This is a genomic window from Methylobacterium sp. WL9 (genome assembly GCF_008040035.1).
Lineage (GTDB): Bacteria > Pseudomonadota > Alphaproteobacteria > Rhizobiales > Beijerinckiaceae > Methylobacterium > Methylobacterium thuringiense.
In genome coordinates, this window is sequence record NZ_VRVE01000038.1 from 24,662 (window position 1) to 36,849 (window position 12,188).

The window sequence follows — 12,188 nt, forward strand, 5'->3', positions numbered from 1 at the left end:
CCCCGTCACGATCCGGTCGCCGAACCGTCCCGGTTCGTTCGCACCGTCGCCCCGTGGCGCGCTGCCGCGGTCTCGGGTAAAGATGTTTCCAACGTTCCGCTTAGCGAACGGCAGGGCAGGATCCGGCACACGCCATGTCACGCGACGAACAGGTGAAGACCCTTGCGTGACGATCCGACATTGCAGCGGCTCCTGCGCGAGATTGCCGCCGGGGACCAATCCGCACTCCGGGCGCTGTATGATCTCACCGCTCCGAAACTATTCGGCATCGTCCTCCGTATCCAACGCGACAGGAGCTTAGCCGAGGACGTGCTTCAGGACGTCTACCTGAAGGTCTGGCAGGCGGCAGGCTCCTATGCCCCGGAGAACGGACGGCCGCTGCCGTGGCTCTGTGCCATCGCACGCAACCGCGCGATCGACGGTGTCCGGCGCAAGAGTGAGGTACAGGGTCCCGTGCACGAGGACGGCGAGGATTGGTTGGAGCGGCTGGCCGACCCTCGCTCCAGCGAAGGGGCGCTGCTCGACCGCGACGCATTGCGGGTCTGCCTCGGCCGCCTCGACGCGACCCAGGCCGAGTGCGTGATGCTGGCCTATTGCGAGGGCTGGTCGCGCGAGGAGTTGGCGCGCCGCCACGACAAGCCGGTCAACACCATCAAGACCTGGCTGCATCGCACGCTCGCCTCCCTCAAGGGCTGCCTGGAGGGCGCCCGATGAGCGCCGGCCCGTTCGATACCGACCGCGACTTTCGTGCTGCCGAGTACGTGATCGGCACCCTGCCCGCCGATGAGCGCGCGGTGGTGGAAGCCGAGATCCGGACGGACCCGGTCACAGAGGCCTACGTGCGAGACTGGGAGCGCCGGCTCGCGCCGCTGAGCCTCGCCGTCCCGGAGGAGAACCCGCCGCCGCGCCTCTGGGGCGCGATCGTCCAGGCCTTGCCGGGACCGTCGGCGATCGCAAGGCCGGCCAACGACAACCGCATCGCCGCGTTGTCGGGCCAGGTCCGGCGCTGGCGCTTGGCCTCGGCCGGCGCCGGGCTGATCGCGGCCGGGCTCGCTCTGTTCGTCGCGGTGGGGCCGCGCATGCCGGCGCCCGATTCCGCCGGCCGCTACGTCGCCGTCGTCACCAGTGCCGGCGACCTGCCGGCGCTGATCGTCAGCGTCGACACGAGCACCGGCACGGCGCAGGTGCGCCCGGTGGCCGCGAAGGCGCCGGACGGCCGCAGCCTCGAGCTCTGGTTCATCGGCGCGGACAAGACCCCGAAGACGCTCGGCCTCGTCGGCACGGGCGCGAGCCGGATCGCGCTCCCGGCCGGCGCCGGCAGCGACGGCCTCATCGCGGTTTCGGTCGAGCCGCAGGGTGGCTCCCCCACCGGCCAGCCGACCGGGCAGGTCGTCTATACCGGCAAGTTGATCCGCGACTGATTTCTTCGCCGAGCGGTCGGACCTGTTGCGAAGCCCCTTCACGGGCGCCTGTAGCAGCGAAGCTTCGCGGCGCTTGTGCTGCGCCCTGGTATCAGGGTTCGCCGTCGCTTTAGCCGTCCTGGGACGAGTTCCCAGGCATCCGACCAAATCCGCAAAAGGAAACCCCGGCTCTCGCGAGCCGGGGCGGTTTTCGTCGTGCTGCGATCCGGTTCGGATCAGGGCTGCAGGACGCCGTTGATGACGTGGATGACGCCGTTCGACTGCATCACGTTGGCGATGGTGACGGTGGCGGTGTTGCCCTTGGCGTCGGTCACGAAGACCTTCTTGCCCTTGGTCTGCACGGTGAGCGGCTCGCCCTGCACGGTCTTGATCGTGCCCTGTCCGCCGCCTTCCTTGGCCACCGCCGCCAGGTCCTTGGCGGTCAGGGTGCCGGGAACGACGTGATAGGTCAGGATCGCAGTGAGGGTGGCCTTGTTCTCGGGCTTCACCAGGGTCTCGACGGTGCCGGCCGGCAGCTTGGCGAAGGCGGCGTTGGTCGGTGCGAACACCGTGAACGGGCCGGGGCCGGACAGCGTGTCGACGAGGCCGGCGGCCTTCACGGCGGCGACGAGCGTGGTGTGATCCTTCGAGTTCACCGCGTTCTCGACGATGGTCTTCGAGGCGTACATCGGCGCGCCGCCGACCATCGGGTTCTTGGCGAAGGCGGCGACGGGCATGGCAGCGCCGAGGGCGAGCGAGAGTGCGATGGCGGCGATGCGCTGGGGTGCACGGATCATGGGTAGTCCTCCTGTTCGACGCCCGGTTGTCCGGGGTTCAGGCGTCGTTACGGGCGCAGGAGGCCTAAAGTTTCGCGCGATCCCATCGCGTCCGAGAAAATAGTCTTCGCCGCACCACCGGGGCCGGACTGCGCGCAAAGAAAAGCCGTCCGACCCCGAGGGATCGAACGGCTTGTCCTCGTTGCCGAGTCGGGACGCCCAGGGGGCGTCCCGGTTCGGATCAATACTTGCGGACGATCGGGGCCGGGGCCGGAGCCGGAGCCGGGCTGTACAGCGGGACGATGATGCGGACCCAGCCTTCGGTGTTCTCGATGTCGCGGCTGCGGCCGGTGGCATCGACGAAGCGGGCCTGGGTCACGACGTCGCGAGCGACGTAGGCCTGGGCGGTGAAGAGGCCGAAGTCGTAGCCAACGAGACCACCGAGGGCGAAGCGACCCTGGCGACCGACGATGCTGGCGGCGTTGCCGACGTTGACGGTGCCGTAGCCGATGGCGCCGAACTCGAACTTGGGCTTGCCTTCGTTGAAGAGGTCGAACTTCTTCGTGGCGGTCAGGTCGAGGTTCAGCGAGTCCGAGATCACGAACGGACCGCGGGTGTTGCCGAAGCCGGCGACGTTCGCTCCGTCAAAGCGGCCGGGCGAGTCGTAGAAGTTGCCGGTCAGGTTGGCGGTGAGGTTGTAGCCATCGCCGGTGTACGAAGCAGCGATGCCGGCGCGGTAGGTGTTGGAAGCGAGCTGCGAGAGCACCGGAGCGCCGACGAAGGCGCCGTTGTTCTGGACGAGGACGCCGCGATCGCCGTTCAGGTCGTTGAGGTAGACACCGCCGAGGACCGACACGCCGAAGTTGCCGCCGAGATCGAAGGCCCAGATGCCGCCGACGAAGGTGCCGACGCTGATCGAGAGATCCTTGATGCCGGTCGGGCCGCCGTTACGGCCGAAGGCGAAGACGGTCGGGGGAGCGACGAGGAGCTCGATGCGGCCGCCGAGCGGAACGAACGGGGTGGCCCAGACGAGGACCGGCACGTTGACGGCGACGTCGACCGGGCTGTTCACGACCGGCGCGTCGGGCGAACGGTAGACGAAGGTGTTCAGGGCGTAGACGCCCTCGGGGAGCGGCGCACCGGTGGCGAGACCGACCTGCTCACCGGGAACGGTGGTGGTCTGGGCCTGGGCGGCGGTAGCGGTCAGTCCGGCGGTGAGCGCGAGGGCTCCTGCAGCAAGCCAGTTCTTCATCATTTTCTCATTCCTTCCCAAGGATTTCAGGCGTCCGCCCCGTAGCCTTGAACACGACTTGGTCAGTACCTCGCTTTGCTTCGCGGGTTCTGTTCCGTCGCCTCAAGCGCCCCCTTACGGCCTCACCTCATGTCTCAACGATGGGAACTATTCTACACTCCGATCCGGAAGGACAGAGCTTTGCCGTTCCGCTGGGCAGTTGCAGATCCACCGTTGCCCAAAAGCCGCATTTTTGCCGCGGGGCAACAGAGCGTTTTGGCAGCTTTACTGCAGCGCAACAGACGCCTCGGAGGCCTGCGCTCGGCAAAATAGCGCATCGGGATCAAAGCTTTGCCGTAAGACACCGATACGGGTGCAACCGGCATCGAGGGAGGGACGGTTGCGCAAGCTGCCGTTTCCGCGGATCGGGCGCCGGCTCGGCCGGACACGTGGCCATGGCCACGAAACCGAGAATCGGGGCAACGCGACCGGCTCTCGCGAGGCTGTACCCGCAGAATCGGTTCGGCTGCCGCGACCGACTCCAGTCGAATCGCGCCGGCGCATCGAACTATTCGGCAGCCTGACGCCGTTTCGGGGTCGCGGCATCGCCAGCGGGCACCGGCCGAGCCGTCGCAGGCCGCCGCGCCAGAACATCGCGCAGGAATCGCCCGGTGTGACTCGCAGTCGATTTCGCGATCTGCTCCGGCGTGCCCTCGGCGACGACCATGCCGCCGCCGTCGCCACCCTCGGGACCCATGTCGATCACCCAGTCGGCGGTCTTGATGACCTCGAGGTTGTGCTCGATCACCACCACAGTGTTGCCCTGGTCGACCAGCTCGTGGAGCACTTCCATGAGCTTCGCCACGTCGTGGAAGTGCAGGCCGGTGGTGGGCTCGTCGAGGATGTAGAGCGTGCGGCCGGTGGCCCGCTTCGACAGCTCCTTCGAGAGCTTCACCCGCTGCGCCTCGCCGCCGGACAGCGTCGTCGCCTGCTGGCCGACATGGACGTAGTCGAGTCCGACGCGCTTCAGCGTCTCCATCTTTTCGCGAATGGTCGGGACGGCCTTGAACAGCTCGGCGGCTTCTTCGACCGTCATGTCGAGCACGTCGGCGATGGAGCGGCCGCGATACTTCACCTCCAGCGTCTCGCGGTCGTAGCGCTTGCCCTTGCAGACGTCGCAGGTGACGTAGACGTCCGGCAGGAAGTGCATCTCGATCTTGATGACGCCGTCGCCCGAGCAGGCCTCGCAGCGCCCGCCCTTCACGTTGAAGGAGAAGCGCCCCGGCTGGTAACCGCGCGCCTTGGCCTCGGGCAGCCCGGCGAACCAGTCGCGGATCGGCGTGAAGGCGCCGGTATAGGTGGCCGGGTTCGAGCGCGGTGTGCGTCCGATCGGCGACTGGTCGATGTCGATGACCTTGTCGAGATGCTCGAGGCCTTCGAGGCGGTCGAACGGCGTCGGGTGTTCAAGCGCCCCGTTCAGCTTCTTCGCGACGGCCTTGTACAGGGTGTCGATGACGAGGGTGGACTTGCCGCCGCCGGAGACGCCGGTGATGCAGGTGAAGGTGCCGAGTGGAATCGCGACGTCGACGTCCTTCAGATTGTTGCCGCGCGCGCCGAAGAGCTTGAGCGCGCCCTTCTTCGCCGTGCGCCGCGCCGTCGGCGTACGAACCGACATCTCGCCGGTCAGGTATTTCGCCGTGAGCGACGCCGGGTTCTTCAGGACCTCGGCGGGCGTGCCCTGCGCGATGATCTGGCCACCATGGATGCCGGCGCCGGGGCCGACATCGACCACGTAGTCCGCCTGCAGGATCGCGTCCTCGTCATGCTCGACGACGATCACCGAGTTGCCGAGGTCGCGCAGCCGCTTCAGCGTCCCGAGCAGCCGTTCGTTGTCGCGCTGGTGCAGGCCGATCGAGGGCTCGTCGAGCACGTAGAGCACACCAGTCAGGCCCGAGCCGATCTGGCTCGCGAGCCTGATGCGCTGGCTCTCGCCGCCGGACAGCGAGCCGGAGCCTCGCGCCAAAGTCAGGTATTCCAGCCCGACATCGACCAGGAAGGTCAGCCGGTCGCGGATCTCCTTGAGGATGCGGACGGCGATCTCGTTCTGCTTGGCCGTCAGCTTCTCGGAGATCTCGGAGAACCAGCGGTGCGCCTCGCGCACCGAAAGCCCGGTGACCTGACCGATGTCCTGCATGTCGATCTTGACCGCGAGCGCCTCCGGCTTCAGCCGCTTGCCGTCGCAGGCCTCGCAGGGCGTGGCGCTCATGTAGCGGCCGATCTCCTCGCGGGACGCGTCGCTCTCGGTCTCCTTATAGCGCCGCTCCAGGTTCGGGATGACGCCCTCGAAGGGCTTGTTGACCGAGTAGGAGCGCAGCCCGTCGTTATAGGCGAAGCGCACCGATTCCTTGGCCGTGCCGTAGAGGATCGCGATCCGCGCCTCCGTCGGCAGCGCGGCCCAGGGCACGGTCGTCTTGAACTCGAAGTGCTTGGCCAGCGCCTCGAGCGTCTGCTCGTAATAGGGCGAGGTCGACTTCGCCCAGGGCGCGACCGCGCCGCGCTTCAGGGTCAGCCCCTCGTCGGAGATCACGAGTTCCGGATCGATCCGCATCTCGTGTCCGATGCCGCCGCAGGTCGGGCAGGCTCCGAACGGGTTGTTGAAGGAGAAGAGCCGGGGCTCGATCTCGGGGATGGTGAAGCCCGAGACGGGGCAAGCGAACCGCGACGAGAACGTTATTTTCTTGGGGGTTTCGCCTTCGGCGGTCTCCGCGAATTCGATGTCCGCGATACCGTCGGCGAGTTCGAGGGCCGTCTCGAAGGAATCGGCCAGACGCGCCTTGATGTCGTCGCGCACCACGATGCGGTCGACCACAACGTCGATGTCGTGCTTGAGCTTCTTGTCGAGCTTCGGCGCGTCGTCGATCGGGTAGTACTCGCCGTCGATGCGCAGGCGCTGGAAGCCCTTCTTCTGGTACTCGGCGATCTCTTTCCGGTACTCGCCTTTCCGGCCTCGCACGACGGGGGCGAGCAGGTAGAGCCGGGTCTTCTCCGGCAGCTCCAGCACCCGGTCGACCATCTGGCTGACGGTCTGGCTCTCGATCGGCAGGCCGGTGGCCGGCGAGTAGGGGATGCCGACGCGCGCCCAGAGCAGGCGCATGTAGTCGTAGATCTCGGTGACGGTACCGACCGTCGAACGCGGGTTCTTCGAGGTGGTCTTCTGTTCGATGGAGATCGCCGGAGAGAGCCCGTCGATCTGGTCGACGTCGGGCTTCGACATCATCTCGAGGAACTGGCGGGCATAGGCCGAGAGCGACTCGACGTAGCGGCGCTGGCCCTCGGCGTAGATCGTGTCGAAGGCGAGCGACGACTTGCCCGAACCCGAGAGCCCCGTGAACACCACGAGACGGTCGCGCGGAATCGTCAGGTCGACGTTCTTGAGATTGTGCTCCCGCGCGCCGCGCACGGAGATGACGCGGGTATCGCGGGCGGCCGGGCCGGCCTGATCGAAGAACCTGTCGAGCTCGGTATCGGACTTCTCGACCGGCTTCGACGGTGCCTTCGCCAAAGCTTTACCCGCAGGCTTGGCCACAGCCTTGCCGGCGGATTTGGGCGCCGACGTCTTGGCTGGCTTGGCGGCTTGTGTGGCTCTGGCCATGCAGGGCTCAGTCTCGCGAGAGGTCGTGACGGCATGCGGACGCTCGAAACGCCGCGCGAAACCCATGTCGTGTCCCGCCGGGACTGGACAAGACCGTTCGGCGTTTCCCTAGCGCCTGGAACGAAAAGAGTACACCGCCGGCCATGGCGGTTCGGCCATGCGGCGGCAATCCGTCCTTCGCCCATATGCGACCGCACCGGCACGCACGCGCTCCGCACGAATCCGCCTTCGCCGACCGCGCCGGTGCGGGTGGCTGCCGAACAAGCGTGACCTTGCCCGTGGCGGGGCAGGGCGCCCTGCGAGACCCTTCGGATCGACCGGCCCCGACGCCGGACGACCCGGAGATGCGTCATGATCCCAAGTCCTTTCCTCATCAAAAGTCCCTCCCTCGCGATCGGAGCCCGTCCGCGGGCAACCCGGTTCGCGCCAGTGCTCATCGGCCTCCTCGCCCTCTTCGCCGGCCCCGGCACGGCCCGTGCCGCGCCGGTCGCGCCCGGCAGCGGCGAACTCGTCCTGCGCGGACCGTCCGATGCCGCCCCGGTCGAGGCGCCGCGCCTGATGACCGACGTGACCGTTGAAGTCAGCGGGCCGACCGCGCGAGCCGTCGTCACCCAGGCCTTCCGCAACACCACCACGGAATGGGTCGAGGGCACCTACGTCTATCCGCTGCCGGAGGATGCGGCGGTCGATGCCATGAAGCTCGTGGTCGGCGACCGCATCATCGTCGCCGACATCCGCGAGCGCGCCCAGGCCCGGCGCGACTACGAGGCAGCGAAGAGCGAGGGCAAGACCGCGGCGCTCACCGAGCAGGAGCGCCCCAACGTCTTCACCAACGCGGTGGCCAATATCGGCCCCGGCGAGACCGTGCTGGTGCGCATCGAATACCAGCAGACGATCCGCCACTCGGGGGACACCTACGCGCTCCGCGTGCCCCTCGTCGTCGCGCCCCGCTACAACCCGGCGCCGCCGATCGTGAACCTCGTCGGCGAAGGCTCGGCTGCAGCAGGCAGCGATCCGGTGCCCGACCGCGCCCGCATCGGCCCGCCCGTGCTCGATCCCGCGAAGCACGCTCCCACCAATCCGGTGACGCTGCACGTCACCCTCAAGGCGGGCTTCGCCCTCGGGGCGATGCGCAGCGACACCCACAAGGTCCGCATCGAGGAGACCGGGCCGGATGCCCGCCGGATCAGCCTCGATGACGGCCCCGTCCCGGCCGACAGCGATTTCGAGCTGACCTGGCGGCCGGCCCCCAGCGAGACGCCCGCCATCGGCCTGTTCCGCGAGCATATCGGCGCGGACGACTACGTTCTCGCCAGCGTGACCCCGCCCGTCGGCCAGCCCGGCCCCCGCCGCCCGCGCGACGTGACCTTCGTCATCGACAATTCCGGCTCGATGGCCGGCGCCTCGATGCGGCAGGCCAAGGCCAGCCTTCTGGCGGCCTTGGATCGCCTCGACGCGGGCGACCGTTTCGATGTCATCCGCTTCGACAATACCATGCAGAGCCTTTTTGCCGGCGCGATGCCGGCCGACGAGAGCCACCTCGCGCAAGCAAAAGCCTTCGTCGCGGGGATCGAGGCCAGCGGCGGCACCGAGATGCTGGCCCCGCTCAAGGCTGCGCTCGCCGATCCGACCCCGGAGGAGAGGACCCGCGTCCGCCAGATCGTCTTCCTCACCGACGGCGCCATCGGCAACGAGAACCAGATCTTCTCTGCGATCAGCGCCGGGCGTGGCCGCTCGCGGCTGTTCATGGTCGGCATCGGCTCGGCCCCGAACGGCCACCTGATGACCCATGCCGCCGAACTCGGGCGCGGCAGCTACACCAACATCGGCACCATCGATCAGGTCGCCGAGCGCACCCGCGCGCTGTTCGCCAAGCTCGAAAGCCCGGTCGTCACCGACCTCGTCGCGACCTTTTCCGAGCACGGCGCCGACGTGACGCCCGACCTGCTGCCCGACCTCTACCGCGGCGAGCCGCTGATGCTCTCGGCAAAACTCGCCAAGGCCGGCGGCACGCTGACCCTCAGCGGACGCATCGGCGACACGCCTTGGCGGCAGAGTCTCGATCTCGCGACTGCGCCCGAGGGCGCCGGCATCTCGAAGGCCTGGGCGCGCGCCAAGATCGGCGACGCCGAGACCGCGCGCATCACTGGCAAGCTCACGCCCGACACCGCGGATTCGGCGATCCTGAAGCTCGCCCTGGCGCACAAGCTGATGACGCGCCTCACCAGCCTGGTGGCCATCGACGCCACCCCGCGCCGTCCGGCAGGGGCCCGTCTCGCCGCGACCGAACTGCCGCTGAACCTGCCCGCGGGCTGGGACTTCGAGACGGTGTTCGGGCCGGCCGGCGAGCGCCCGGAGGGGGTCGCCAAGCCGCCGGTCCAGCGCCGGGCCGAAGCGGCCGCGCCGATCCGTCAGGTCAGCCTGCCGCAGACCGCGACGGATTTCGAGATCCGGCTCTGGCTCGGGCTGACGCTGCTCGGCCTCGGCCTGCTCGTCGCCCGCGCCCGCCGGTTCGCGTGATGCGCGGTCTCGGCATCCGAGCGAGGGGAAGGGCGGCTGCGGCCGTCCTCCTCGTCATGGCCGGCCTCGGCCTTACGGCCCAAGCGGCCTGGATTCCGGCCAAGGCGGCCCTGGCGCAGGTGCTGCTGGAACGCGCATTCGCCGAGACCCTGGCGACCAGGCGGCCGATCCGCCCCTGGCCCTGGGCCGACACGGTCCCGGTCGCCCGTCTCACCCTCGACGGCAGTAGCTTCATCGCGCTCGCCGGCAGCAGCGGACAGGCCCTCGCCTTCGGCCCCGGCCATGTCGAGGGCACCCCACAGGCCGGCGAGCCCGGCACGGCGGTCTACGCCGCGCACCGCGACACGCAGTTCGCCGTCCTCGGCCGGCTCAAGCCCGGCGACCCGATCGCCGTCACCCGAGCCGACGGGCGAACCGCGACGTTTCGCGTAACCGGCAGCAGGGTCGCTGCGTGGGATTCGTCCGGGATCGATCCTGAGGCGCCAGGGCGACGGCTGGTGCTGTCCACCTGCTGGCCCCTCGACGCGGTCACTCATGGCTCGTTACGCCTCATCGTGGAGGCCGACAGCGACATCGGCAGCTGAGCCGGCCTTGCCATCCTGTCCGGTTTCGTGCGGATCTGTGCGCACCGACCGGAAGGGGCGCATGTCAGCAGCGGAGACCGAACTGCCCGAGGCGCAGAGCCGGGCCATCGCCCAGGCCGTGCGCGAGGCGCTGGCGCGACGGCGAATCTCGCGGCAGATGCTGGCCGACGAGGCGCGGATCAGCATCTCGACCCTGGAGAAAGCGCTGTCGGGCCGCCGCCCCTTCACCCTGGCCACCACGATCCGGCTCGAAGAGGCGCTCGGCGTCGGCCTGCGCGGTGCCGCGCCACACGAAAAATCCTCGGACACGGTGCGTCATGCGCCGGAAGAGCTGGGCGCCTATTCCCGCGAAGGCGTGTCCTGGCTGGAGGGCCGCTACCTTACCCTGCGACCGTCCTTCGGTGCGGCGGATGCGATCTTCGCCTACCGCACCGAGATCGCCTGGGAGCCGGAGAGCGGCCGGCTCGCCTTCCGCGAGGCCGAGCGGCTCGATGCGCCGTTCGCACAGTCAGGCTTCGTCTCGGTGCCGAACCTGTCGGGCCAGATCTATCTCGTCACCAACTGGCAGGGCCAGCACCGCATCGCCATGCTCTGCCGCCCGACGATCCGGGGCGAGATGTACGGCATCCTGACGACCCTGCATTCCGGCCGCGGCTCGCACCTGACCCCGGCGGCCTGCCCGCTGGCGCTGATCCCGGAACGCGGCGTCCCGGCCGGAGCCGACGCCTACGGCCGGATCGCGCCCGGCCATCCGGGCTTCGCCGCCTGCCGCGAGGCGCTAGCCCGCGTCAGCGACGATGCCTACGCAATGTTCTTCACCTGCCCGGCGTGAGTTCGGGTGCGTCTGTCGGGCCGCCAGCCTTCGCATGGACGTCGAGAGGGGAGGGAACCCGGCCGCCCCATGCGCGTCATCGGTGAGCCGCAGGGAGCCATCGACCATGCACCGTTTCGTCTTCGCCGCCAGCCTCGCCGTCGCCGGCCTCGCACTGAGCTGGCCGACGCTCGCAGTCGCTCTCGGTCATTGAGGAAGACGTCATGCGCGACCTCGCCGCCCCCGCAAAACGTTTCGACCGCACCGTGCCTCAGGCCGGCGGCATCATGACCCCACGATCTCTGCGTGCGAGCGGAACGGCGATGCCCGCATCGGCGTTGTCTGGAGCCATGCCGATCTGCCGCATCCATGTCCCGCCCCAGGACGCTGTCCCGCAGCCGGAAAAGGTGCGTCTTTCGCACTACATCGTGGCCCGTCGCAGCGCTCCCCATGCCGCCAACGACAACCGCCGTCCCCGCGGCGCTCATGCCTGGCACTGGGCCGTCGGCATCGCGGTCGTTCCAACCTTGACGGCCGTGTTGGCATTTGCCGGGCTGTTCTAGCCGTACCGAAATTGCGATTGCCGCGGCTTCGCCTTAGCGTCTCGGCATGCCTCTCGTTCCCCCTCCACAAGCGACGCCTCCGCTCGGCACGGACACGCCGCCGTCCTCGCATCTCGTTGGCAACGCCCCCGAATGGTCGGTAGGCGATCTCGCATCCGCTCTGAAGCGGACGCTCGAGGACGCTTTCGGTCATGTCCGGTTACGCGGCGAGATCTCGGGCTATCGCGGGCCGCACGGCTCCGGCCACGCCTACTTCTCGCTGAAGGACGGCACGGCCAAGATCGACGCCGTCGTCTGGAAGGGCGTGCTCGGCCGCCTGCGGCAGAAGCCGAAAGAGGGGCTCGAAGTCCTCGTCACCGGCAAGATCACGACCTTTGCCGGGAAATCCTCGTACCAGATCGTGGTCGACTCGATGGAGCCGGCCGGCATCGGCGCCTGGATGGCGCTGCTGGAGGAGCGCAAGAAGCTGCTGGCCGCCGAAGGCCTGTTCGCCCCCGAGCGCAAGCGGCCGATCCCCTACCTGCCGCGCGTCATCGGCGTGGTGACCTCGCCGACCGGCGCGGTCATCCGCGACATCCTGCACCGCCTGCAGGACCGCTTCCCGCGACCCGTGCTGGTCTGGCCGGTGCGGGTGCAGGGGGAGGGCGCGGC

10 protein-coding genes are annotated in these 12,188 nt (G+C 68.7%); 7 read left to right on the forward strand and 3 right to left on the reverse strand.

Annotation, left to right across the window (positions count from 1 at the left end; genetic code table 11):
- Positions 1 to 162 precede the first annotated feature (162 nt).
- Positions 163 to 714 carry a sigma-70 family RNA polymerase sigma factor gene (locus tag FV217_RS12675; protein ID WP_147817543.1) on the forward strand — a complete coding sequence of 184 codons (552 nt, stop codon included), beginning with the start codon at positions 163 to 165 and terminating at the stop codon, positions 712 to 714.
- On the forward strand, positions 711 to 1,421 hold the full coding sequence (locus tag FV217_RS12680) for an anti-sigma factor (RefSeq protein WP_147817544.1): 711 nt from the start codon (positions 711 to 713) through the stop codon (positions 1,419 to 1,421). The genes FV217_RS12675 and FV217_RS12680 overlap by 4 nt, the downstream gene beginning before the upstream one ends.
- Before the next feature lie 215 nt (positions 1,422 to 1,636).
- Here the strand turns inward: FV217_RS12680 and FV217_RS12685 are convergent, their stop codons facing one another.
- From FV217_RS12685 to uvrA, 3 genes are all read right to left on the reverse strand, one after another.
- Complete coding sequence (locus FV217_RS12685) at positions 1,637 to 2,197, reverse strand: fasciclin domain-containing protein (RefSeq protein WP_147817545.1); 561 nt, start codon at positions 2,195 to 2,197, stop codon at positions 1,637 to 1,639.
- 220 nt (positions 2,198 to 2,417) lie between these two features.
- Complete coding sequence (locus FV217_RS12690) at positions 2,418 to 3,431, reverse strand: transporter (RefSeq protein WP_147817546.1); 1,014 nt, start codon at positions 3,429 to 3,431, stop codon at positions 2,418 to 2,420.
- 544 nt (positions 3,432 to 3,975) lie between these two features.
- Positions 3,976 to 7,059 carry an excinuclease ABC subunit UvrA gene (gene uvrA, locus FV217_RS12695; RefSeq protein WP_147817547.1) on the reverse strand — a complete coding sequence of 1,028 codons (3,084 nt, stop codon included), beginning with the start codon at positions 7,057 to 7,059 and terminating at the stop codon, positions 3,976 to 3,978.
- Positions 7,060 to 7,488: 429 nt separating this feature from the next.
- On the opposite strand from uvrA, the gene FV217_RS12700 reads away from it, so the two are divergent.
- The 5 genes from FV217_RS12700 to xseA form a co-directional block, all read left to right on the forward strand.
- A complete protein-coding gene (locus tag FV217_RS12700; RefSeq protein WP_238231656.1) occupies positions 7,489 to 9,579 on the forward strand; it encodes a marine proteobacterial sortase target protein in 2,091 nt (696 codons plus the stop codon).
- On the forward strand, positions 9,579 to 10,163 hold the full coding sequence (locus tag FV217_RS12705) for a class GN sortase (RefSeq protein ID WP_147817549.1): 585 nt from the start codon (positions 9,579 to 9,581) through the stop codon (positions 10,161 to 10,163). The genes FV217_RS12700 and FV217_RS12705 overlap by 1 nt, the downstream gene beginning before the upstream one ends.
- Positions 10,164 to 10,224: 61 nt before the next feature.
- Positions 10,225 to 10,995: a helix-turn-helix transcriptional regulator gene (locus tag FV217_RS12710; protein WP_147817550.1), complete on the forward strand. Its 771-nt coding sequence runs from the start codon at positions 10,225 to 10,227 to the stop codon at positions 10,993 to 10,995.
- A gap of 203 nt (positions 10,996 to 11,198) precedes the next feature.
- Positions 11,199 to 11,537, forward strand: coding sequence for a hypothetical protein (locus tag FV217_RS23425; protein WP_238231658.1), 339 nt, complete (start codon positions 11,199 to 11,201; stop codon positions 11,535 to 11,537).
- Between the two features lie 46 nt (positions 11,538 to 11,583).
- On the forward strand, positions 11,584 to 12,188 hold a 605-nt coding region (gene xseA / locus FV217_RS12720; protein WP_147817551.1), incomplete at its 3' end, for an exodeoxyribonuclease VII large subunit.